Origin of the sequence: Micromonospora sp. NPDC048935, assembly GCF_043197875.1 — a bacterium.
In the GTDB taxonomy this organism is placed as follows: domain Bacteria; phylum Actinomycetota; class Actinomycetes; order Mycobacteriales; family Micromonosporaceae; genus Micromonospora.
The window spans coordinates 80,487-102,296 of the sequence record NZ_JBICTZ010000007.1 but is presented as its reverse complement, the minus strand read 5'-3'; the positions used below and the strand labels follow the sequence as shown (position 1 = coordinate 102,296).

Below are 21,810 nucleotides of genomic sequence, written 5' to 3'. Positions count from 1 at the left end.
GGGGTGCCGCCGTCGGTGGGTCAGTCCTCGCGGTGGTCGTGCCACCACTGCTGGCCGTCGGCGGGGAGGGTGTCGATCGGGTCGTAGTAGGCGTAGCGCTTGTTGAGCGCCTCCAGGTCGGCGGACTCGATGGAGGTGCGGTAGTTCTTGGTCCAGTAGGAGATGCCGCGGTCGCGGTCGTAGTCGGTGAGCATGTGCACCCAGCGTTTGCCGACGAAGGGGACGTCGCAGACGATGCGGGGGGTGGCGTAGCCGGGGAGGTAGCCCATGATGTCGTGCTGGAGTTGCTGGGCGTGCCAGACCGGGACGCGCCAGTGTTCGGCGTTGGGGATCATGTCGCACATGTAGAAGTAGTACGGCAGGATGCCGGCTTCGCCCTGGAGTGCGAAGCAGAGGTCGAGTAGTTCGGGCGTGGTGGCGTTGACGCCGCGCATGAGGACGCCCTGGTTGCGGACGTCGCGGACGCCGACGTCGAGGGCGGTCTGTGCGGCCTTGGCGACAAGTGGGGTGAGGGACTGGGCGTGGTTGACGTGGGTGTGGATGGCGAGGTTGACGCCGCGGCGGGCGGCGGTGCGGGCGACGCGCTCCAGGCCCTCGACGACGTCGGGTTGCAGCCAGTGCTGGGGCAGGCCCATGAGGGCCTTGGTGGCGAGGCGGATGTCGCGGACCGTTTCCAGTTCCAGCAGGCGCATGAGGTACGTCTCGAGGTTGCGCCAGGGGACGTTGGCGACGTCGCCGCCGGAGACGACGACGTCGCGGACGCCGGGGTGGGCCTTGAGGTAGGCGATGTGGGCGTCGTAGCGGTCGACGGGTTTGAGGGTGAGTTTGAGTTTGTCGACGGCGGGGGTGGAGTTGCCGACGAGGTCCATGCGGGTGCAGTGCCCGCAGTATTGCGGGCAGGTGGAGAGTAGTTCGGCGAGGACCTTGGTGGGGTAGCGGTGGGTGAGACCTTCGGCGACCCACATGTCGTGCTCGTGGAGGCTGTCGCGGCTGGCGTAGGGGTGTGACGGCCAGTCGGTGCGGCGGTCGGAGGCGACGGGGATCATGTAGCGGCGGATGGGGTCGGCCAGGAACGCCTCGGTGGTGGGGGTCGTGAACGGCACCATCGTGTTGATCATTTGTGGTGGCACCAGCATGGACATGGTGGCCAGGGCCAACTGGTCGGCCTCGAGGTCGGTGTAGAAGGTGTCGTCGACGAGGTCGCCGAGGACGGTGCGGAGTTGCTTGGTGTTCTTGACGCAGTTGACGCGTTGCCACTGGGCGGATTCCCACTGGTCGCGGGTGACGTGGCGCCAGCCGGGGAAGCGGGTCCAGTCGGGTTCGATGAGGGGGCGGCGGACGTATTCGTACGGCTGCCCGGCGGTCGGTGTGCCGACCGGGGCGTGACGGGGTTGCGGGATGGTCTGGGTCACGGCCCCTCCTCGGTGGTGCTGCTGATCATCGGAGCCGGAACGCTACTGGAAAATATCCGGCGAAGAAATTAGTCTGCCGTAAGTTTTCCCGTTACGCGAGCCTTGACCGGGGCTTCGAGCGGCTGGGCAGGGGAGGGTTGGCGTGACGTCACCGGTGGGACTGCACCGCGTCGTGCAACCGGCGGGGGTGCTGCCGCAGGCGGCTTGGCGCCTGGACGCGTCGGCGGCGATCGCGCCGAACGAGGTGCGGATCCGGGTGCAGCGGCTCAACCTGGACGCGGCGAGTTTCCGGCAGTTGTCGGAGAAGCACGGCGGTGACGGTGCTGCGGTGCGCGCCGAGGTGCTGGAGATCATCTCCACGCGGGGCAAGATGCAGAACCCGGTGACCGGGTCGGGTGGGATGCTGATCGGCACTGTCGAGGAGGCCGGTCGGCGGTCCCCGTTGGGGCTCAGGGCGGGGGAGCGGGTCGCCACCCTGGTGTCGTTGACCCTGACGCCGTTGGTGATCACCGATGGGTTGGTCCGCTGGGACGGGCGCAGCGAGCAGGTGCCGTGTGACGGGTGGGCGATCCTGTTCGCGCGGTCCATCGCCGCGGTGCTGCCCGAGGACGAGGATCCGCAGTTGTCCCTGGCGGTGTTGGACGTGTGTGGGGCGCCCGCGCTGACCGCCCGGGTGGTGTCGCGCTATGTCGAGGAGCGTCGGCGTACCGGTGATCCGACGCCGGTGCGGGTCGCGGTGATCGGCGGGGCGGGCAAGAGCGGGTCGCTGTCCCTCGCCGCGGCGCGGCGGGCGGGTGCCGCGCGTACCGTCGGGGTGGTGCCGGTGGCGGTGGAGCGCGACGCGCTGACGGCGGCCGGCCTGGCGTCGGTGGTGGCGGTGGCCGACGCGCGGGACCCGGTGGGTTTGTCCACGGCGGTGACCACGGCCCTGGGGGCGCCGGCGGACGTCACGGTGGTCTGCGTGGACGTGCCGGGGTGTGAGCACGGGGCGGTGCTGGCCACCGCGGACGGCGGCACGGTGATCTTTTTCTCGATGGCGACGAGCTTCTCCGCGGCGGCGTTGGGTGCCGAGGGGTTGGCGGCGGACGTGACGATGCTGGTGGGCAATGGGTACGTGCCGGGGCACGCGGAGTTGGCGTTGGGGTTGCTGCGTTCCGAGCCGGGGGTGCGTCAGCTGTTCGCGGCGCGGATCGCGGCACACTGAGGTCATGACGAACCCCTCGACGTTGTACCGCGGCGGCGTGTTGCACTGCCCTGCCGACCCGAGCGCCACCGCGCTGCTGGTGTCCGGTGGGCGGATCACCTGGTTGGGGACCGGCGGTGACGCGCCGCCGGCCGACCGTGTGGTGGATTTGGGTGGTGCGTTGGTGACGCCGGCGTTCGTCGACGCGCACGTGCATGCCACCGACACCGGGCTGGCGTTGTCCGGGCTGGATCTGGCCGGGGTGCGCTCGGCGGGTCAGTTGCTGGACGCGGTGGCCGGGTTCGCGGCGGGTCTGCCGGCGGACGCGGTGGTGCTCGGGCACGGTTGGGACGAGTCGACCTGGTCGGATGCGGTGGTGCCGGACGCGGCGGCGCTGGGCCGGGCGGCCGGTGGGCGGCAGGTGTACGTGTCGCAGGCGTCGCTGCATTCGGCGTTGGTGTCGTCGGCGTTGTTGGCGGCGTGTCCGCAGGTGGTGGGGGTGACTGGTTACGACGCGTCGGGGTGGTTGCGTCGCGACGCGCATCACGTGGTGCGGGCGGCGGCGCAGGGGTCGGTGAGTCGGGCGCAGCGGGTCGCCGCGCAGCGGGTGGCTCTGTCGCACGCGGCGTCGTTGGGCATCGCGGCCGTGCACGAGTGCGGTGGGCCGGAGATCTCCGACGAGGAGGACTTCATCGGCCTGTTGGGCATCTCGGGTGCGGGGTTGCCGGAGGTGTACGGGTACTGGGGTGAGTTGGGTGGTGCGGCGCGGGCCCGGGAGTTGGGTGCGGTGGGTGCCGGTGGTGACCTGTTCGCCGATGGGGCGTTGGGTGCGCGTACGGCGCACGTGTCGCAGGCGTACGGCGACGGTGACGGGTGTGGGCACGCCTACCTGAGTGCTGAGCAGGTGCGTGATCACCTGCTGGACTGCGCGGCGCACGGTGTGCAGGGTGGGTTCCACGCGATCGGTGACGCGGCGATCGGCACGGTCCTCGACGGGTTCGCGCAGGCGGCGCGGACGGTGGGTGTGGAGCGGTTGCGTGCGGCGCGGCACCGTATCGAGCACGCGGAGGTCATGAACAAGCGGTTGATCGCCGGGTTCGTGGAGTACGGGGTGGTGGCGAGCATGCAGCCTGCGTTCGACAGGTTGTGGGGTGGTGCGGGTCGGATGTACGAGTCGCGGCTGGGTCTGGACCGGGCGTTGGAGTCGAATCCGATGGGTGCGATGCATTCGGTGGGTGTGGCGTTGGCGTTCGGGTCGGATTCGCCGGTGACGCCGCTGGACCCGTGGGGGTCGGTGCGGGCGGCGGCGGCGCATCACAACCGGGCGCAGCGGATGAGTGTGCGGGCGGCGTTCGCCGCGCACACCCGTGGTGGGTGGCGGGCGGTGCACCTGGACGCCGAGGGGGTGCTCGCGCTGGGTGCGCCGGCGACTTTCGCGGTGTGGTCGACGCCGGCGGGGGTGGAGCGGGGTCTGCCGGTGTTGCTGGCCGAGGATCCGGAGTTGCGGGGTCCGGACGACCCGACGCCGTTGCCGGTGTGCCGGCGGTTGGTGCTGCGCGGTGAGGTCATCTACGAGGAAGGGTCATGATGACCGGGAAGCTTGATCTTGATCCGGTGTTGGTGGCGCGGGCGCGGGAGTTGGCGCGGCGGGCCGGGCAGCCGGTGGTGGACCTGGCGCGTAGCCACACGACGGTGTCGGTGGAGCGGGCGGTGCTGCGGTTGGCCGGGGTGACCGGTGCCGACCCGGACGGCATCCCGTGGGTCAACCGGCTCGTCGACGCGGTCACCGCGGATGTGGGGTTGGGGCACGGGGTGGCGGTGCCGGTGTTCGACGCGCTGACCCGGGAGGGTCTGGCGGATGTGACGTTGTTGGCGCAGAAGGCCGCTGCCGGGTCGGTGCGGTTCGCCGTGCCGCCCGGTCGGGCGGCCACGGCCGCCCGGTCGGCGGCGCGTAGGGCGGTCGGTGCGGGGATTCGGCGTATCGACCGGCGGCGTGCCGAGCGGGACCGGCTGGTGAAGCGTCACGGTGATCCGAGGCAGCGGCCGTGGATCTATCTGATCGTCGCCACGGGTGACATCTATGAGGACATTCCGCAGGCGCAGGCGGCGGCGCGTGCCGGCGCGGACGTGATCGCGGTGATCCGTTCCACCGGGCAGTCGTTGCTGGACTACGTGCCCGAGGGTGCGACCCGGGAGGGGTTCGCCGGCACGTACGCCACGCAGGAGAACTTCCGGTTGATGCGCGCGGCGTTGGACGAGTCGTCGAAGGAGGTGGGCCGCTACGTGCGGTTGACCAACTACGCGTCCGGGTTGTGCATGCCGGAGATGGCGACCCTGGCCGGTTTGGAACGCCTGGACATGATGCTCAACGACTCGATGTACGGGATCCTGTTCCGCGACATCAACCCGGTGCGCACGTTCGTCGACCAGCGGTTCTCCCGGCAGGTGCACGCCCGGGCGGGGATCATCATCAACACCGGTGAGGACAACTACCTGACCACCGCCGACGCGGTCGACGAGGCGCACACGGTGACGGTGTCGCAGTTGCTCAACGAGTTCTTCGCGCACGAGGCGGGGTTGGCGGACTGGCAGTTGGGGTTGGGGCACGCGTTCGAGATCAACCCGGAGGTGCCGGAGTCGTTCCGGTTGGAGTTGGCGCACGCCCTGCTGGCGCGGGAGTTGTTCCCCGACGCGCCGTTGAAGTGGATGCCGCCGACGAAGCACATGACCGGTGACGTGTTCCGGGGCAACCTGCTCGACGGGTTCTTCAACCTGGCGGGTGCGCTGACCGGTCAGGGGATCCTGCTGGTGGGGATGATGACCGAGGCGGTGGTGACGCCGTGGTTGTCGGATCGGGACATCGCGTTGCAGAACGTGCGCTACGTGTTGGGTGCGGCCGGTGGGCTGCACGAGGACTTCGTGCCGGCGCCGGGCGGGTTCATCCGCCGCCGCGCCAACCAGGTCCTCGGTGAGGCGTTGGATCTGCTGGAGCGCATCGGGGAGCAGACGTTGCTCACGGCGATCGCCGAGGGCACCTTCGGGATCATGAAGCGGCCCGCCGACCGGGGCAAGGGCCTGGACGGGGTCGCCGCGCACGAGGCCGACTACTGCAACCCGGCCACCGACATCCTGGAGGCCGCCGCGTGAGCGAGCGGAGCGAGCGAACCGGCCAGCACAGCGGCGGCGTGAGCGGGCAGATCGTGCGGCCGTACGGGGACACCACCGGTGACGGGATGGTGCAAGTGTCGTTCACCCTGCCGGTGGGTCACGACAAGCGGGCCGAGGGCGCGGCGGTGCAGTTGGCCAACAAGATGGGCATCGACCCGGCGATGGTGGTGCACGCCAAGCCAATGGGTGACGGGTTCACGTTCTTCGTGGTGTACGGGCGGGTCAACCACCTGGTCGACCTGAACGCGGTGCAGGTGGTGGAGCGTGACTTCGCGCTGCTGTCGGCGAAGGACGTCAACACGGTGATCAAGCAGCGGTTGCGGCGCAAGCTGTCGGTGGTCGGGGCGTGCATCGGCACCGACGCGCACACCGTGGGCATCGACGCGATCCTCAACGTGAAGGGCATCGCGGGGGAGAAGGGCCTGGAGTACTACCGGGAGTTGAAGGTCACCAACATGGGTGCGCAGGTCAGCGTGCCGGAGTTGGTGGAGACCGCCCGGGTGGAGAAGGCCGACGCGGTGCTCGTGTCGCAGGTGGTCACCCAACGCGACGCGCACCTGCACAACACGCGGGAGATGTCGGCGGCGTTCCGGGAGGCGATGCCGGCGGGTAAGCGGCCCCTGTTGATCGTCGGCGGTCCCCGGTTCGACGAGACGATGACCGGCGAGTTGGGCGTGGACCGGATCTTCGGTCGGGGCACCACCCCGGGCGAGGTGGCCAGCTACCTCGTGCACGCCCTGATCACGCAGCGGAAGGCGAACGCATGACCGACCAACGGCTCGGGTTGACGGTGACGCACCGGCGGTATGTGCCGTACTCGCACGCCCACTACGCGGGCAACCTCGTCGACGGGGCGTACGCCCTGGCCCTGTTCGGGGACGTCGCGACGGAGGTGTGCATCCGCACCGACGGTGACGAGGGCCTGTTCGCCGGGTACTCCGACGTGCGGTTCAGCGCCCCGATCCGCGCCGGTGACGTGGTGGAGGTGACCGCGCAGGTGTCGCGGGTCGGCACCCGCAGCCGCACCCTGGAGTTGTCCTGTGTGGTGGTGTGCCGGGGCTGCCCGGACCGCTCCGCGTCCGCCGCGGAGGTTCTGGACCCGCCGATCGTGGCGGTCACCGCGACCGGCACCGTGGTCGTGCCCGCCAGCGTGAGTCGCGAGGAGTGAGCCGGGGTTGCGAGCCCCGCAGTCGCGAACAGGGAAACCCGTGAGCCTGGCGGTCTGCGCGGACGTCGGGTCCACGTACACCAAGGTCGCGGTGGTGGACCTGGCCGCCGGTGTCCTGGTCGGCGCGGCGGCGGCGCCGACCACGGTGGGCACCGACGTGCTGCACGGCCTGGACGCCGCGGTCGCGGCGGCCACCGCCGGGCTCGGGGTGCGCGACGTGCCGTGGTACGTGTGCTCGTCGGCCGGCGGTGGGCTGCGGCTGGCCGTGGTCGGCTACGAGCCGCTGGTCACCGCGCAGGCGGGCCGGCGGGTCGGGTTGTCCGCCGGCGCGCACGTGGTGCACGTCGCGGCGGGTCGGCTCGGCGCGGCGGACCTGACGGCGTTGCGGGCGGCCCGACCCGACGTGGTGCTGCTGGTCGGGGGCACCGATGGTGGTGACGCCGAGACGGTCACCCACAACGCGACCCGCCTGGCCCGGGCCCGGTGGCGGGTGCCTGTGGTGTACGCGGGCAACGCCGACGTCCGCGCGCCCGCGATCGGGCTGCTGGAGGCCGCCGGGGTGCCGGTGACCGGCGCGGAGAACGTCCTGCCGCGCATCGGGGTGCTCGCCCCGGCGTCGGCGCGGGCGGCGATCCGCGCGGTGTTCCTGCGCCACGTGATCGGCGGGAAACGGCTGTCGAGGGCCACCCGGTTCGCGCGGCTGGTGCGCGCGGCCACCCCCGACGTGGTGCTCACCGGTGTGGAGGTGCTCGCCGACACCCTCGGCGGTGACCTGGCCGTGGTCGACGTGGGTGGTGCCACCACAGACGTGTACTCGGTGCTCACCCCGGACGAGCGGGCCACCGGGCCGGGCCGCGAGGTCGCCGGCAGCCTGTGGCGGGCCCGCACGGTGGAGGGTGACCTGGGCGTGCGGTGGAGCGCCCCGGGGGTGGTGCGGGCCGCCGCCGAGGAGCGGCTGCTCACCGCGGGCGAGTCCGCCGACCTGGGCGCCGCCGCGGCACGCCGGGCGGCCGACCCGGCGTTTCTGGCCGTGGACGACGTCGAGCGGGCCGTCGACGCCCGCATCGCCACCCTCGCGGCGACTGTGGCGTTGCGCCGGCACGCCCGGGGTGCCGCCACCGGTGAGCGGGCCGGGCGGGACCTGCGCGACGTGCGGCTGCTGGTGGGCTCCGGTGGGGTGCTGCGGCACGCGCCGACCGACGCGTCCGGGCAGGTGTTGGCGGCGGTCCTCGCCGACCACGCCGGCGGGTGGGCGTTGCCCCGTGCCGCCGCCGGGGTCGTCGACGTCGACTACGTGCTGGCCGCCGGGGGTTTGCTCGCCGGGAAACACCGGGCGGCGGCGCAGGCGCTGCTGCGTCACCATCTGCGCGCACATTGAGACTCGCCGACCCGACACGCCGTGGCGCAACACACGACAGGCCCGGGTGGGTTGACAACCGACGGGGGTCGACACGTACCGTCTTTGAGTCCTACCACGGGAAGCGGCTGTTGTTCGCTTCGTCCTCTCGTCCGCTGGCCGAGCGACATTTTTCAGCGTCATCGTCGCGGCGGCCAGGTCCAGCGGGCGGGGGTCGGCGGGGCGGCGCGAACCGGCCGCGGTTACCGGTGTACGGGAAGGGTGAGGTGCACGGCCAGTAGACAACGGCCCGGCGGGGGCAGCCAGTCCACGTCTGGTCGGTCCGAAGGTCGTCGTGCCGCATCCTCGCCACACCGGCCGGGAAGGGCCTGGGAGCATCGGGGCGCGGCGTCAGCCGCGCCCCGATTTCATGTCCGCCGGGCGGTTCGTGCCCGTCGGCCCGACGCGGCCGGTCCGCAGGCCAGCCGGGTAGCCTTCGCCCTGTGATCGAGGTGAAGCGGTGACGATTCTGGACCGGGATGAGACCCCCACCCCGGCGGCGGTGCCGCCCCCACCGGTGATCACCGGTGGGCCGCTGCCGCTGAGGGTCGCCGTGCCCCTGGCCCTGGCTGCCGGGCTGGCCCTGCTGGTGGCGTTCCCCCCGTACGGGGTGTGGCCGCTCGCGCCGGTCGGGGTGGCGTTGCTGGCCGCCGCCGCACACCGGCGGCGGTTGCGTGCCGGCGCCGGCCTGGGCTTCCTGACCGGGGTGGCGTTGTTCGCCCCGATGCTGGCCTGGACGAACCTGCACACCGGTTACCTGCCGTGGGTGCTGCTGTCGCTGTTGCAGGCCGGTTACCTGGCGATGCTGGGCGCGGCCACCGCCTGGGTGTCGCCGCTGGCCGACCGCGGCCGCTGGGCGTGGCCGGTGCTGACCGGGCTGCTGTGGGTGGGGCAGGAGGCGCTGCGCGACCGCACCCCGTTCGGCGGGTTCCCGTGGGGGCGGTTGGCGTTCAGCCAGGACACGTCGCCGCTGCTGCGCCTGGCCGCCTGGGGCGGCGCCCCGCTGGTGACCTTCGCGACGGCGCTCGTCGGCGGGTTGCTGGTCACCGCCGCCTGGCGGGGCTGGGTCACCGCCCGGCACACCCCGCGCGACGCCACACCGCCCGCTGACGGCCCGCGGGGCGAAAGGGTCGTCGCGGGGTGGCGGTGGACGCCGGTGGGCGGACCGGCAATCGTGGCGGTCGCGGTGGTCGTCGGGGGTCTGCTCGTGCCGGTCGCCACCGCCGGGTCCGGTGCCACGGTCACCGTCGCCATCGTGCAGGGCAACGTGCCGCGTCTGGGCCTGGACTTCAACGCCCAACGGCAGGCGGTGCTCAACAACCACGCCGACGCCACCATCGACCTGGCCGCGCGGGTCGCCGCCGGCCAGGAACGGCAACCCGACCTGGTGGTGTGGCCGGAGAACTCCAGCGACATCGACCCCCTGCGCAACCCTGCCGCCGGGGCCCGGATCTCCCAGGCCGCCGACGCGGTCCGCGCGCCGATCCTGGTCGGCGCGGTGCTGCTCGGCCCCGGCCCCGGGCAGGTCCGCAACGCAGGCATCCTGTGGCGGCCCGGCACCGGCGCCGACCTGGGCCAGCTGTACACCAAACGCCACCCGGTGCCGTTCGCCGAGTACGTGCCGCTGCGCGACGTCGCCCGGATGGTCAGCAAACAGGTCGACCTGATCCGCAGCGACTTCGTCGCGGGAAGCACCCCGGGTGTGGTACGGGCGGGGCCCGTCGTGCTCGGTGACGTGATCTGCTTCGAGGTCGCCTACGACCACGTGGTGCGCGACACCGTCGACGGCGGTGCGCAACTGCTGGTGGTGCAGACCAACAACGCCACCTTCAACGTGGCCGAGGCCCGCCAGCAGTTGGCGATGGTGCGGTTGCGGGCGGTGGAGCACGGCCGGCCGGCGTTGATGGCGTCCACGGTCGGCGTGTCCGGGTTCGTGGCACCCGACGGGCGGGTAAGCGATGCCACCGGGTTCAACACCCGGGAGGTCGTGGTGCGGCAGTTGCGGCTCGACGACGGGCGTAGCCTCGCCACCCGCCTCGGCTGGTGGCCGGAGGTGACGCTCGCCGCGCTGGCCGTGGCGGCCCTCATCGGCGCGGCGGTGCTGCGCCGGCGGCAGCGGGTCAGGCCCGGATAGCAACAGCCGGTACGCCGGCGGGAGCGGAGGAACCGTGATCCAGGCGACCGATACGATCCGACGCCCGGACGAGGTGCCGGGTGTGGGCCGGGTGCTGGTGGTGATCCCCACCTACAACGAGGCCGACAACATCGCCGTGATCGTGGGCCGTCTGCGGCGTGCCGTGCCGGCGGTGCGGATCCTCATCGCCGACGACAACAGCCCCGACGGCACCGGCGCGATCGCCGACGCCCTCGCCGACGGCGACGCGCACGTGCAGGTGCTGCACCGCCAGGGCAAGCAGGGCCTGGGTGCGGCGTACCTGGCCGGGTTCGGTTGGGCGCGCGAGCACGGCTACCAGGCGGTCGTGGAGATGGACGCCGACGGGTCACACGCGCCGGAGGACCTGCCGGCGTTGCTGGACGCCGCCCGCGACGCCGACGTGGTGATCGGGTCCCGGTGGACCAGCGGCGCGCGGGTGGTCAACTGGCCGTTGCGGCGGCTGCTGCTGTCGCGCGGCGGCAACCTGTACGCGCGCCTCGCCCTGGGGATGCCCGTCTCGGACGCCACCGGCGGCTACCGGGTCTACCGGATCAGCGCGTTGGACGCCATCGACCTGGGTTCGGTGACGTCGCAGGGTTACTCGTTCCAGGTGGAGTTGTCCCGGCTGGCGCACCGGGCCGGGGTGCGGATCGTGGAGGTCCCGATCACCTTCGCCGAACGGGAACGCGGAGACAGCAAGATGAGCCCACGGATCGTGGCCGAGGCGCTGTGGCGGATCACCACCTGGGGTGTGCAGGACCGCCGTCAGGCGGTGCGTCGTGGCCTGTACGGCACCCCCTCCGGTCAGGTGCGGTGGCCGTGAGCGCGGCCGTGTCATGCTGGATGGGCGGGGCACGCCCACGGTGCCCGCACAGAATGGCGATGAGGTGAGATGCGCCGAGGACTGAGGTTCGTACCGTTGGCCCTGTTGCTGGCGGTGGTGCTGGAGCTGGCGGTGTTCGTCGGTGTCGGGCGGGCGCTGGGGTTCGGCGCGGCGGTGCTGCTGGTGTTCGCCGCGTCGCTGCTGGGGCTGGTGCTGCTGCGCCGGGAGGGGATGCGGGCCTGGCGGGGGTTCCGCTCCGCCGCGGCGGCCGGGCAGCCACCCGGCGGGCAGGTCACCGACGGGCTCGTCGGGTTGGCCGGCGCCCTGCTGCTGGCGGTCCCCGGGCTGGTCAGCGGCCTGACCGGGTTGTTGCTGCTGGTGCCACCGGTGCGCCGCCTGGCCCGCGCCGGTGTGCGACGTGCCACCGAGCGGCGGGTGTCGTCGATGGTCGCCGGTGACCTGTTCGGCCCCCGCACGGTGCGGGTGCGCCAGGGTGCGCCCCAACCGACCCCACAGCCGGAACAGCCGGTGGTCGTCGACGGCGGTCGGGCCATCGAGGGCGAGATCGTCGAGCCCGGTCGCCACTGAGATCACGTGCACGCACACGACGACGCCCCCGGGAGAACCCGGGGGCGTCGGTCGTCGTGCGGCTCAGGCGCGGCCGCGGCGGGTCCGAACCTCCTGCAGACGCTCCTCGAGGATGTCCTCAAGCTCGGCGATCGAGCGCCGCTCCAGCAGCATGTCCCAGTGGGTACGCGGCGGCTTGGCCTTCTTCTGCTCCGGCTCGCTGCCGTCGACGAGTCGGGCGACGCTGCCGTCGAACTTGCACTCCCAGGTCGTCGGGACCTCGGCGTCGACGGCGAACGGCACCTCGAACTGATGGCCCTTGGCGCAGAGGTACTCGCGGGTCTGACGCGGCGCGAGCTCCGTGTTGCGGTCGGATTCGTAGCTCACCGCGCCAAGGCGGCTTCCGCGCAGCATACGCTCGCCCATGATCGACTTCCCCTCGTTCGTGGTGCTGGTCTTCTGGGTGTAACGGTGCGTTCCCGTCGAGCCATTCCCGCCCGAGGGCGTGAGGCGTCCACGGGGGTGGGCCGCGACCCAAGGGTAGCCGGCCGGGACACGCACCCGGCCAGGTGATCCCCAGCCGGGCCGCAACGGGGTGTATCCGCTGCCACCGGGGAGGTTAACCGCCCGGGGGAGACGAAGGTTGCGCCGTGTCCGGCTCGGCCGGTTGCGGCACCGGGCCGAGCCGGGCCAGCGCCACCGCCAGGTCGCTGACCTGGTCACCGAGCTGCGCCACCCGCCGCTGGGCCAGGTCCCGGTCGGTCTCGGCGGCGTCGAGTCGTACCGTCAGGGCGGTGACCTGGCTCTCGGCGGTGGCCGCCGCCCGCCGGGCCGCGCTCAGCTCGGCGGTGAGCGTGTCCCGGTGCGCGGCGGTGGCGGCCAGCTCCGCGCGCAGCCGCGCCGCCACCTCCGCGGCCTCCTGCCGGGCGTCGTCGACCTCCCGGGCGACGACCTGGGCGCGGTCACGGGCCCGGTCGGCCTGCTCCCGCGCGCGGGTGGCGTCGGCGGCCTCCGCGCGGGCGCGCGCCGCGTCGGCGCGGGCCTGCTCGATCTGGCGCCGCACGTCCTGCACCTCGGCCTGCCACCGCCCGGCCCGCTCGGTCGCCTCGGCGGCGACCCGGGTGGCCCGCTCGGCGTCGGCGCGCACCGCGTCGCGCTCGGCGGTCAGGTCGGCCACCCGCTGCCGCTCGGTGTCCCGGTGCGCGCGCAGGTCCCGCACCTCGGCGCGGGCCTGGTCGCGGTCACGTTCGGCCTGGTCGCGCAGCGCCTGCGCGGCGCTGACGTCGTGCCGGGCCTGCTCACGGGCGGCCTCGGCGCGCTGTGCCCGCTCGTCGGCGGCGGTGGCCTGCTGGTGCGCCCGCTCGGCGCGCTGGCGGGCGTCGTCGGCCTCGGCCAGAGCCGCGCGGGCCTGCTCCCGGGCGCGCGCCGCGTCGGCGGCGGCGGTCTCGGCGTCGTCGCGGGCCTCGTCCCGTTCGGTCTGCGCCGCCGCGACCTCGGTGGCGGCCTCGGCGCGAGCCTGCGCGATCTGCCGCTGCACACCCACCGGGGACAACTCGGCGTGCAGCGACTCGGTCAACGTCTCGACGATCTGGTCGAGGCGGTCCACCGCCTCCCAGGTGCGGGCCACCTGCCCCGGCAGACCGGGGGCGTTGCGGTGCCGCATCCGGCTGTTGCGCGAGGCCCGCTGGCAGGCGCCGTCGTTGTCGCGGCAGTAGCGAAACGGTCGGCCCGCGCCGACACGCTGCGGCACCGGTGCTCCACAGTGGGCGCAGGGGCGGGTCTCGGTGGTGGTGGGCTGGGCGTCCATCGAGGGCGAAGTCTAGTGCCGGGCATTCACGTCGTCGTGCGGGCGGTCGCGTCCAGGGTGTAGCGGCGTTGCAGCAGCAGTGCCGCGAGCATCACCACCGCCGGCAGCAACCCGAAGCCGTAGCGGACCGCCGCCAGCGCCGCGTCGGGCTGCGTCGGCGACTCACCGGCCGTCGAGGCCACGAAACCACCAACGGCCAGGCACAGCGCGTACACGTACGGGCCCAGCGCCGCACCGGTGGCCTCGGTGGCCGTCCACACCCCGGTGTAGGTGCCGGCACCGCTGGTGTCGGTGGCGCTGGTGTCGGTGGCGGCGCGGATCACGTCGGGCAGCATCGAGAACGGCAGCAGTTGCATGCCGGCGAACGCCACACCGAGCACCGCCACCGCGCCGACGAGCACCGGCAGACCGGCCGGGCGACCGACCGCCAGCACCAGCGAGCCGAGGGCGAACGCGCCCTGCGCGCCGAGCAACGCCCGCTGCTTGCCGACACGTCGGGCCACCACCAGCCAGGCCGGGGTGACCAGCAGTGCCGGCGCCACGAACGCGGCCACCAGCACCGTGGTCAGGCCGGGCGCGCGCAGCTCGTACTCGGCGTAGTAGGGCACCCCGGCGAGCACCAGGTGGGTGGTCGTGGACATGGCCAGGTACGCGGCGACCAGCCACCGGAACTGCCGGTCGCGCAATGCGGTGCGCAACGCCCGCCACCCGCCGTGCCCGGACGCGGCGCTTGCCGCCGCGGACCCGCGCAGCCGGGCGATGCCGGCGACTCCGACGAGCATCGCCACGAGCATTCCCCCGGCGAGGACCACGCCCATGCGGTGGTAGCCGCCCCGGGTGGCGGCGTCGCCGCCGGTGAGCAGCGGGGCCAGCAGCCCGGAGACGAGGATGCCCAGGGTCAGCACGACCATCCGGAACGCCATCAGCCGGGTGCGTTCGTCGTAACCGATCCGCAGGTCGGCCGGGGTGGCCAGGTAGGGGACCTGGTAGGCGGCGAAGAGGAGGTTGCCGGCGACGAAGAACACGGCCACCCAGGCGGCCGCCGACGCGCCGGTCAGCCCGCCGGGCACCGCGAAGAGCGCGGCGAACGCGACAGGCAGGGCGCAGCCGAGCAGCAGCAGACGACGGCGGTCGCCGCGTCGGGTCTGCTCGACGTCGGCGCGGTGCCCCACCCAGGGGTGCAGCAGCACGTCGGCGATCTTGGGTAGCAGCAGCGCGAGGCCGGCCAACCACGGCCCGACCGCCAGCAGGTCGGTGAGGAAGTACAGCAGCAGCAGGCCGGGCACGGTCACCCAGATCCCCATGCCGAGCGACCCGGCGGCGAAGCCGGCCAGAGGGCCACGGGGTAGCGTCGCGTCGGTGGCGGCCACGGGCCGCCGGTCCAGCCCGGTCATCGCCGCATCCCCTCGGTAATCCAACGGTTGCTGGATTCTAGGGGCACAATGGCGGCCATGACCATGCCCCGACGCCGTCCCGGCCGACCACGGCGCGAGGAGACCCGGCCGACCCGTGAGGTGGTGCTCACCGCGGCGACCGCGCTGTTCGCCGAGCGTGGCTTCGACGCCGTCGGGCTGCGGGAGGTCGCCGCCGCCGCCGGGGTCGACGTCGCCACTGTCGCCCACCACACGGGTACGAAGGCGGCGCTCTACGACGCCTGCTTCGCACGGGTCTTCGCCGCCGAGCGGGAGGTGCTCACCGAGGCCGCCGAGCAGGCCCGCGCCGCTCTCGACGCGGGGCCGGACGCGGCGCGACGCGCCCTGCACGAGCTCGTCGACGTCTTCGTCGACTTTCTGGAGGACCGCCCCGAGACCACCGCGCTGTGGCTGCGTCGCTGGCTGGAACCGCAGCGACACGCCGACCTCGACAAGCGCTACGCCGAGCCGTTGTACCGGCTGGTCGCCGAGCTGCTCACTGCCGCGGCGACGACCGGCGCCCTGGCCGAGCCGACCCCGCACATCACCGTCCGCAGCCTGGTCTGGGCGACGCACGGGCACGTGGTGGCGTTGGCCGCCGGCGCGCCCGGCGCTCGGGAACGACGCGAGTTCCGCGCGTTCGTGCACCGCCTGCTCGACGGGTTGTACGGGTCGTCGACCCCTTGACGCGTCGCCGCCGCACGACGATTATCCATCGGACGTTGGATTAAGTGGGGGGCGACGATGGGCGTACCACCTCGGGTGGCGGTGATCGGCGCCGGCGCGGCCGGGCTCGCCGCCGTCAAGGCACTGCGCGACGCCGCGGTGCCGACGATCGGCTTCGAGGCCGCAGACCAGGTCGGCGGTCTCTGGGTGTACGGGGCACCCGACTCGCCCGCGTACCGCACGCTGCACCTGAACACCAGCCGTGGACGCACCCAGTTCGCCGACCACCCGATGCCGACCGACTGGCCGGACTACCCCGATCACCGCAGGGTCGCCGGCTACCTCGCCGACTACGCCGACCACTTCGGGTTGGGCGACACCATCCGACTTCGGCACACCGTCGAGCGGGTCACCCGGGATCCCGCCGGCACGTGGACGGTGGTCGCGAACGGGCCGGACGGGCCCGTCTCGGTGACCGTGGAGGCCGTGGTCGTCGCCAACGGACACAACCGGGTGCCCCGGCTGCCCGACCCGTCGTACCCCGGCACGTGCACGGCCGAGCAGATGCACAGCCACGACTACCGGGGGCCGGAGCAGTTGACCGGCAAGCGGGTCCTGGTCGTCGGCGGCGGCAACTCCGCGATGGACATCGCGGTGGATGCCTCGTACGCCGCCACCCGCACCCTGCTGTCGCTACGCCGAGGCGTCTGGGTGGTGCCGAAGTACCTGCTGGGTCGCCCCTCGGACACCCTGAACGGGGCGTTGGCCCGCCGGCTGCCGTGGCGACTGCGCCAACGCATCAGCCAGGCCACGCTGAGCGCCACAGTCGGCAGTCCCGCCCGGTACGGGCTGCCCGCGCCGACGCACGGCTTCCTACAGGATCATCCGACGCTCTCCGACGGTCTGCTGTCCCGGTTGACCCACGGCGATGTCGAGGCCCGACCCGGCGTCGCCGCCCTGCACGGGGACCGGGTCGAGTTCACCGACGGTCGCAGCGACACCGTGGACCTGATCATCTGGTGCACCGGCTACCGGGTGGAGATCCCGTTCCTCGACCCGGAGCTGCTCGGCGGGGGCGGCGACAGCCTGCCGCTGTACCGGCACGTGTTCCACCCGGACGCCCCGGGTCTGACGTTCGTGGGGCTGATGCAGTCCACCGGTTCGGCGTTCCCCCTGGTGGAGGCGCAGGCGAAGGTGATCGCCGCACACCTCGCCGGCCGGTACGCGCTGCCGGACCCGGACCGCCAGCGGGCCGTCTGCCGGGCCGAGTTGCGGGCCGCGACGGCCCGCTGGGGGCAACGCCGTCCGGCGATGCGCGTGGACTTCGACGTCTACCTGGCCGAGTTGACCCGCGAGTTGACCGCCGGAACCCGCCGCGCCCGTCCCGCAGCGGCCGGCTCGCCCGCAGCCGCCGGTGCGGGCAGCGCGGGCGGCGTAACCGGTGCGGCCGGTGGTGCCTCGTCGGTCGGGGTGCAGCGGTGAAGGGTCGGGTGGCCAGCGGGCTGGCCGGCCGTCGGGTGCTGGTGACCGGCGCGAGCGGCACCTTCGGCCGGCACCTCGGCGCGGCGTTCACCGCCGCCGGCGCTCAGGTGGTGGGGCTCGACCTGCACGCCCGCCCCGACGCCGACCTGCCGGTGCTCGGCTGCGACCTGACCGACGCGGCCGCCGTGCCGGCGGCGGTGCGGGCCGCTACCGACCGGCTCGGCGGGCTCGACCTACTGATCAACAACGCCGGTGTCGGTGGCCCCGCCCCGGCCGAACTGGCACCCGACGAGGTGGTCCGTCGACAACTGGAGGTCAACCTGCTGGCCGCCTGGCGGACCACCGCCGCGGCGCTGCCGCCGCTGCTCACCACACGCGGCCGGGTGATCTTCGTGGCCAGCCGGATGGCGGTCCTGCCACTGCCGCTCGCCGCCGCCTACGGGGTCAGCAAGCGGGCCCTGGTCGCGTACGCCGACGCGCTGCGCCACGAGGTCGGTACGCACGTCGGGGTGAGCGTGGTCTACCCCAGCATGGTCGCCTCACCCATCCACGACAGCACCGCCGAGGCCGGGTTGTCCCTGCGGGGAGTGTCCCGTCCCGAGCCGGTCGAGGGGGTGGTCGCGGCGATCCTGCGCGCCGCCACCGCCCGCCGGGCACCTCGGGACGTGGCGACCACCCGGCGTGGACGGCTGGAGCTTGCCGTCGGGCGGCACGCGCCCGCGCTGGCCGACCGACTGGTACGCCGTACCCTCGCGGCTCGCCTCGCCGCCGGTGACCTGGACGCCGCGCCCCTGGCCGCCGGAATGCTCCGCCGCCACCGGGGGCGGTGAGGCGCCGGCCCGGACTTGGCGGGCGCGGTGGTTCGCCGCCACCGGGGGCAGTAAGGCTCCGGCCCGGCGTGGCGCGCGGTGGTCCGCCGCTGGGGGTGGTGAGGCTCCGGTCAGGGCGTGGCGACCGCCGCGCGGGAGCGGTCGGCGGCGATCCGGACGGCCAGCGCGGCCAGCGCCGTCCCGGTCACCCATCGCTGCACCCGCAGCCACCCCGGTCGGCGGGCGAAGAACCCGGCCAACGATCCGGCGCTGAGCACGATCAGCGCGTTCACGATCAGCGCGACGGTGATCTGGGTCAGGCCCAGCAGCAGACTCTGCGTCGCCACATGCCCGCGCGCCGGGTCGATGAACTGGGGCAGCACCGACACGTAGAGGATGGCGATCTTCGGGTTCAGCAGGTTGGTGACCAGGCCCATGGTGAACAGCCGCCGGGGCGGGTCCGGCGGCAGCGGCGCCGGCGTGAACGGTGAGTGCCCACCCGGACGCAGTGTCCGCCAGGCCAGCCAGAGCAGGTAACCGGCTCCGGCCAGCTTCACCACCGCGTACAGCGTCGGCACCAGGACGAAGACGGCGGCCAGGCCGGCGACCGCCGCCGTCAGGTAGACACCGAAGCCGGCGGCCACCCCGAGCAGTGAGACCAGCCCGGCCCGGCGGCCCTGCGCCACCGAGCGGGACACCAGGTAGACCATGTTCGGGCCTGGCGTGAGCACCAGCCCCAACGCCACCAGAGTGATGCCCACCATTGCACCCATACTCACCATGACGCCCCCCGTTCGTCGACACCCGCACCGACCGTAGGCCGGGCCACCGCTTCCGATCGAGGGCCACCGGACAGGTGGTGGCCTGTTGATACGAACCGGTCATCCTGGTCGGAACCTACCGGCTGGGCGTCGGCCGGGAATGGTCGCCGCAGCGGCTGCGCTGACCGTTGCGGTGCGTGTCGCCGTCCGGAGGTGGCGCGTTACGGTGACCGGGGGAGGTGCCGCAGGGTGACCGAGGCGTGGGAAGCGGCCGTGGAGGCGCAGATCCGGGGAGCCGTGCAACGCGGCGAGTTCGACGACCTGCCCGGCATGGGCAAGCCGATCCCCGGCCGAGGAGCACCGTACGACGAGTCGTGGTGGATCAAAAGTTTCCTGGAGCGTGAGGCGCTGCCCAGCGACCTGCTCCTACCCACCCCACTGCAACTGCGTCGGCGCATCGAGCAGGTCCCCGACGAGGTTCGCGACCTGCCCACCGAGCAGTCCGTCCGCGACTTCGTCGGCCAGTTGAACACGCAGATCGTGGCCTGGCTGCGCAACCCCGACGGTCCGCGCGTCGCGGTGCGTCCGGTGAACGTCGACGAGGTGGTGCGCCGCTGGCGCGCCGAGCACGCCCCGCCCCGCGTCGCGACACCATCGACGGAGCGGGCGACCGGCGTCGCCGCGCCGCGCCGGTCCCGCCGTACCTGGTGGTTGCCCTGGCGCCGCCGTTCGCGCTGACCCGTGTGGTCGGCCTTGTGCGGCACCGCCAGACTGGGCGGATGGTGATCGAGTTGCGGGCGTCCGACACCTCCTCGATGCCGGGCCTCACCCTGCGACCCTGGCACGCCGACGACCTGGACGCCCTGCTGGACGCGTACCGGGACCCGGTGTTGCGCCGGTGGACCCGGATGCCGGTGACCGACCTGACCGAGGGCCGGCGGTGGCTGGAGCGGGTGCGACAGGACTGGGCCGACGGCCGGCGGTTCAGCTTCGCGGTCGTCGAGGACGACACGGACGGCCCACGGCTGGTGGCGAACGTGGTGCTCAAGAAGGTCAGCGTGCGGTGGCCGGAGCCCGAGGTGGGCTACTGGACGGCGGCGTGGGCGCGCGGTCGTGGCGTCGCCCCGCGGGCGGTCACCACGCTCAGCCGGTGGGCGTTCGCCGAGTTTCCCGCGATGAAGCGCCTCGACCTGCTGCACCAGGTGGACAATGTGGCGTCCTGCCGGGTGGCGCAGAAGAGCGGCTACGTGTTCCAGGAGGTGCTGCCGGCCCGGCCTCCCTTTCCGTTGGACGGTCACCGGCACTCGTTGACGCCCTGAGGGTCAGCGCAGCGCCGCTTCCCACCTCCACGAGGTGCGTCGTGCCCGGCCGGGCAGGTCACCGCGGCCGGTCAGCCAGAGCAGGACCTCGGGGGCGGCGCCGTCCGGGGCGTCCGGGAAGAGCCGCCGCAGCACCGCCGCGCTCAACCGCTGCGGTGGCTGCCAGGGCACGCCGAGACCGCGGGTGATGTCGTGGGTGTGCAGGAGCGTTTCAGCCACCCCCATCGCGGCGAAGCCGGCGGGGTCGCAGGGCCCGAAGTGCCAGGCCCGCGCGTGTGCCGGGGCGGCGTCGACCGCGGTGGCGAGCAACCCGGCGCTGGCCCGCACCACGGTCAGGGTCTGCGCCGGGCTCGCGTCGGGGGAGACCCGCAGGTCGTACGGCAGGTAGCTGTCCGTGGGGCTGACGGTGACCTGGCCGGCGTACGCGAGCAGGTCGTGCGCGACGTGCGCGGCGGTGGTCCAGCAGCTCCACGTCAGGGTGCCGGCGGGCACGGACCAGTCGCGCTCGCGGTGCGGGTGCAGCACCCGCGTCATCTCGTCGGCCGCCTGGAGCAGGGCGGCACCGGTCAGCGTGGACATTCGTCGAGCCTCGCATCGCGACTCGGCCACCGCAACCGGGATCTGCCGCTCCGCCCTGGATTTTCAGCTGCCTGCCCAGATCTTGCAGAAGTCTGTCTATTTTCCGTACGCTCATGTGGTGAGCGAACACCCGCTGATCCAGGCGACCCAGCTGACGAAGATCTATCCGCCGCGCGGGTCCACAGCGGAGTTCCATGCCGTCGACGGCATCGACTTCGAGGTCCGGCGGGGCGAATCGTTCGGGCTGCTCGGCCCCAACGGCGCCGGCAAGTCCACCACCATGCGGATGATCGCCGCGACGTCGCCGATCAGCGGCGGCAGCCTGCGCGTGCTCGGCATGGACCCGATGCGACAGGGGCCGGAGATCCGCGCCCGGCTGGGCGTCGTGACACAGGACGACTACCTGGACAACGAGCTGACCGTCCGGGAGAACATGCACATCTACGGGCGATACTTCAGCCTGCCGCGGGCCGTCATCCGGAACCGCGCGACCCGACTGCTGGACTTCGCCCAGCTCGGGGAGAAGGCCGGCGACCAGGTCGAGACCCTCTCCGGGGGCATGCGCCGACGGTTGACCATCGCCCGTTCCCTGATCAACGAACCCGACATCCTGCTCCTCGACGAGCCCACCACCGGCCTCGACCCGCAGGCCCGCCACGTCCTGTGGGACCGGCTCTTCCAGCTCAAGCAGGAGGGCGTCACGCTCATCCTCACCACCCACTACATGGACGAGGCCGAGCAGCTCTGCGACCGGCTCATCGTCGTCGACCACGGCCGGATCGTCGCGCAGGGCTCACCCCGGGACCTGATCACCAGGTACGCCACGCGTGAGGTCCTGGAACTGCGGTTCCGCCTCGACGAACGCGACACCGTCGCGGAGAAGCTGCGCACCTCGGCCCTGGCCACCGGAGGCAACGACACCGACGGGCGCGTCGAGCTGCTCCCCGACCGGGTGCTCGTCTACACCGCCGACGGTGAGGCCGCCCTCGCCGCGGTGCACGCCATGTCGCTCACGCCGCTCACCGCGCTGGTCCGCCACGCCACGTTGGAGGACGTGTTCCTCACCCTCACCGGCCGATCGCTGATCGAGTAGCGGGGAGGAG

At 73.0% G+C, this 21,810-nt stretch carries 20 protein-coding genes and 1 pseudogene; 15 read left to right on the top strand and 6 right to left on the bottom strand.

Annotated elements, in window-relative coordinates; translation table 11 throughout:
- Positions 1-20: 20 nt before the first annotated feature.
- A complete protein-coding gene (locus tag ACGFIW_RS20130; protein ID WP_393317687.1) occupies positions 21-1,412 on the bottom strand; it encodes a KamA family radical SAM protein in 1,392 nt (463 codons plus the stop codon).
- A 154-nt stretch (positions 1,413-1,566) separates the two neighbouring features.
- Between ACGFIW_RS20130 and ACGFIW_RS20125 the strand changes: the two genes are divergently transcribed.
- The 9 genes and pseudogenes from ACGFIW_RS20125 (at position 1,567) to ACGFIW_RS20085 (ending at position 11,893) form a co-directional block, all read left to right on the top strand.
- Positions 1,567-2,616 (top strand): zinc-binding alcohol dehydrogenase, encoded by a 1,050-nt coding sequence (locus ACGFIW_RS20125; RefSeq protein ID WP_393318497.1) that lies wholly within the window; start codon positions 1,567-1,569, stop codon positions 2,614-2,616.
- A gap of 4 nt (positions 2,617-2,620) precedes the next feature.
- Positions 2,621-4,183 (top strand): amidohydrolase, encoded by a 1,563-nt coding sequence (locus ACGFIW_RS20120; protein WP_393317684.1) that lies wholly within the window; start codon positions 2,621-2,623, stop codon positions 4,181-4,183.
- Positions 4,183-5,742 carry a lysine 5,6-aminomutase subunit alpha gene (locus ACGFIW_RS20115; protein ID WP_393318494.1) on the top strand — a complete coding sequence of 520 codons (1,560 nt, stop codon included), beginning with the start codon at positions 4,183-4,185 and terminating at the stop codon, positions 5,740-5,742. The genes ACGFIW_RS20120 and ACGFIW_RS20115 overlap by 1 nt, the downstream gene beginning before the upstream one ends.
- 38 nt (positions 5,743-5,780) lie before the next feature.
- Positions 5,781-6,530 carry an OAM dimerization domain-containing protein gene (locus ACGFIW_RS20110; protein WP_393318491.1) on the top strand — a complete coding sequence of 250 codons (750 nt, stop codon included), beginning with the start codon at positions 5,781-5,783 and terminating at the stop codon, positions 6,528-6,530.
- On the top strand, positions 6,527-6,931 hold the full coding sequence (locus tag ACGFIW_RS20105) for a hotdog domain-containing protein (RefSeq protein WP_393317681.1): 405 nt from the start codon (positions 6,527-6,529) through the stop codon (positions 6,929-6,931). Before ACGFIW_RS20110 ends, ACGFIW_RS20105 begins: the two co-directional genes overlap by 4 nt.
- A gap of 40 nt (positions 6,932-6,971) precedes the next feature.
- Entirely contained in the window at positions 6,972-8,309 is a 1,338-nt protein-coding gene (locus tag ACGFIW_RS20100) for a glutamate mutase L (RefSeq protein ID WP_393317679.1), read from the top strand.
- Positions 8,310-8,829: 520 nt separating this feature from the next.
- A pseudogene (gene lnt / locus ACGFIW_RS20095) lies at positions 8,830-10,499 on the top strand (apolipoprotein N-acyltransferase).
- Positions 10,496-11,305 carry a polyprenol monophosphomannose synthase gene (locus tag ACGFIW_RS20090; protein WP_393317677.1) on the top strand — a complete coding sequence of 270 codons (810 nt, stop codon included), beginning with the start codon at positions 10,496-10,498 and terminating at the stop codon, positions 11,303-11,305. Before lnt ends, ACGFIW_RS20090 begins: the two are co-directional and overlap by 4 nt.
- Before the next feature lie 69 nt (positions 11,306-11,374).
- Positions 11,375-11,893 (top strand): FxsA family protein, encoded by a 519-nt coding sequence (locus ACGFIW_RS20085; RefSeq protein WP_393317674.1) that lies wholly within the window; start codon positions 11,375-11,377, stop codon positions 11,891-11,893.
- A 63-nt stretch (positions 11,894-11,956) separates the two neighbouring features.
- On the opposite strand, the gene ACGFIW_RS20080 is transcribed toward ACGFIW_RS20085, so the two are convergent.
- The 3 genes from ACGFIW_RS20080 to ACGFIW_RS20070 all read right to left on the bottom strand — a co-directional run bounded on the left by ACGFIW_RS20080 (position 11,957) and on the right by ACGFIW_RS20070 (position 15,073).
- Positions 11,957-12,298, bottom strand: coding sequence for an RNA polymerase-binding protein RbpA (locus ACGFIW_RS20080; protein WP_030327608.1), 342 nt, complete (start codon positions 12,296-12,298; stop codon positions 11,957-11,959).
- A 193-nt stretch (positions 12,299-12,491) separates the two neighbouring features.
- Positions 12,492-13,679, bottom strand: a complete 1,188-nt coding sequence (locus ACGFIW_RS20075; RefSeq protein ID WP_393317671.1) for a hypothetical protein — start codon at positions 13,677-13,679, stop codon at positions 12,492-12,494.
- 26 nt (positions 13,680-13,705) lie between these two features.
- Entirely contained in the window at positions 13,706-15,073 is a 1,368-nt protein-coding gene (locus ACGFIW_RS20070; RefSeq protein WP_393317668.1) for an MFS transporter, read from the bottom strand.
- Positions 15,074-15,130: 57 nt separating this feature from the next.
- On the opposite strand from ACGFIW_RS20070, the gene ACGFIW_RS20065 reads away from it, so the two are divergent.
- The 3 genes from ACGFIW_RS20065 to ACGFIW_RS20055 are packed head-to-tail and all read left to right on the top strand — an operon-like array spanning position 15,131 to position 18,069.
- Positions 15,131-15,778: a TetR/AcrR family transcriptional regulator gene (locus tag ACGFIW_RS20065; protein ID WP_393317665.1), complete on the top strand. Its 648-nt coding sequence runs from the start codon at positions 15,131-15,133 to the stop codon at positions 15,776-15,778.
- A 57-nt stretch (positions 15,779-15,835) separates the two neighbouring features.
- Positions 15,836-17,239, top strand: coding sequence for a flavin-containing monooxygenase (locus tag ACGFIW_RS20060; RefSeq protein ID WP_393317662.1), 1,404 nt, complete (start codon positions 15,836-15,838; stop codon positions 17,237-17,239).
- Positions 17,236-18,069: an SDR family NAD(P)-dependent oxidoreductase gene (locus ACGFIW_RS20055; protein WP_393317659.1), complete on the top strand. Its 834-nt coding sequence runs from the start codon at positions 17,236-17,238 to the stop codon at positions 18,067-18,069. The genes ACGFIW_RS20060 and ACGFIW_RS20055 overlap by 4 nt, the downstream gene beginning before the upstream one ends.
- A 110-nt stretch (positions 18,070-18,179) precedes the next feature.
- Here ACGFIW_RS20055 and ACGFIW_RS20050 read toward each other — a convergent pair whose 3' ends face one another.
- On the bottom strand, positions 18,180-18,830 hold the full coding sequence (locus ACGFIW_RS20050; RefSeq protein ID WP_393317656.1) for a LysE family translocator: 651 nt from the start codon (positions 18,828-18,830) through the stop codon (positions 18,180-18,182).
- Between the two features lie 228 nt (positions 18,831-19,058).
- On the opposite strand from ACGFIW_RS20050, the gene ACGFIW_RS20045 reads away from it, so the two are divergent.
- A complete protein-coding gene (locus ACGFIW_RS20045) occupies positions 19,059-19,547 on the top strand; it encodes a DUF1992 domain-containing protein (protein WP_393317653.1) in 489 nt (162 codons plus the stop codon).
- A 41-nt stretch (positions 19,548-19,588) separates the two neighbouring features.
- A complete protein-coding gene (locus ACGFIW_RS20040; RefSeq protein WP_393317650.1) occupies positions 19,589-20,128 on the top strand; it encodes a GNAT family N-acetyltransferase in 540 nt (179 codons plus the stop codon).
- Between the two features lie 3 nt (positions 20,129-20,131).
- On the opposite strand, the gene ACGFIW_RS20035 is transcribed toward ACGFIW_RS20040, so the two are convergent.
- The gene (locus ACGFIW_RS20035; protein ID WP_393317647.1) at positions 20,132-20,707 is read right to left on the bottom strand and encodes a maleylpyruvate isomerase N-terminal domain-containing protein; all 576 of its coding nucleotides are present in this window, start codon (positions 20,705-20,707) and stop codon (positions 20,132-20,134) included.
- A gap of 115 nt (positions 20,708-20,822) precedes the next feature.
- Between ACGFIW_RS20035 and ACGFIW_RS20030 the strand changes: the two genes are divergently transcribed.
- On the top strand, positions 20,823-21,800 hold the full coding sequence (locus ACGFIW_RS20030) for an ATP-binding cassette domain-containing protein (RefSeq protein WP_393317644.1): 978 nt from the start codon (positions 20,823-20,825) through the stop codon (positions 21,798-21,800).
- Positions 21,801-21,810: the final 10 nt, after the last annotated feature.

Bases quoted from the DNA above. Each gene is read 5' to 3' on its own strand.
- ACGFIW_RS20060 (WP_393317662.1), top strand. From the start codon at position 15,836: ATGGGCGTACCACCTCGGGTGGCGGTGATCGGCGCCGGCGCGGCCGGG.
- ACGFIW_RS20035 (WP_393317647.1), bottom strand. From the start codon at position 20,707: ATGTCCACGCTGACCGGTGCCGCCCTGCTCCAGGCGGCCGACGAGATG.
- ACGFIW_RS20115 (WP_393318494.1), top strand. From the start codon at position 4,183: ATGACCGGGAAGCTTGATCTTGATCCGGTGTTGGTGGCGCGGGCGCGG.
- ACGFIW_RS20040 (WP_393317650.1), top strand. From the start codon at position 19,589: ATGGTGATCGAGTTGCGGGCGTCCGACACCTCCTCGATGCCGGGCCTC.
- ACGFIW_RS20105 (WP_393317681.1), top strand. From the start codon at position 6,527: ATGACCGACCAACGGCTCGGGTTGACGGTGACGCACCGGCGGTATGTG.
- ACGFIW_RS20065 (WP_393317665.1), top strand. From the start codon at position 15,131: ATGACCATGCCCCGACGCCGTCCCGGCCGACCACGGCGCGAGGAGACC.
- ACGFIW_RS20070 (WP_393317668.1), bottom strand. From the start codon at position 15,073: ATGACCGGGCTGGACCGGCGGCCCGTGGCCGCCACCGACGCGACGCTA.
- ACGFIW_RS20080 (WP_030327608.1), bottom strand. From the start codon at position 12,298: ATGGGCGAGCGTATGCTGCGCGGAAGCCGCCTTGGCGCGGTGAGCTAC.
- ACGFIW_RS20120 (WP_393317684.1), top strand. From the start codon at position 2,621: ATGACGAACCCCTCGACGTTGTACCGCGGCGGCGTGTTGCACTGCCCT.
- ACGFIW_RS20085 (WP_393317674.1), top strand. From the start codon at position 11,375: ATGCGCCGAGGACTGAGGTTCGTACCGTTGGCCCTGTTGCTGGCGGTG.
- ACGFIW_RS20050 (WP_393317656.1), bottom strand. From the start codon at position 18,830: ATGGTGAGTATGGGTGCAATGGTGGGCATCACTCTGGTGGCGTTGGGG.
- ACGFIW_RS20075 (WP_393317671.1), bottom strand. From the start codon at position 13,679: ATGGACGCCCAGCCCACCACCACCGAGACCCGCCCCTGCGCCCACTGT.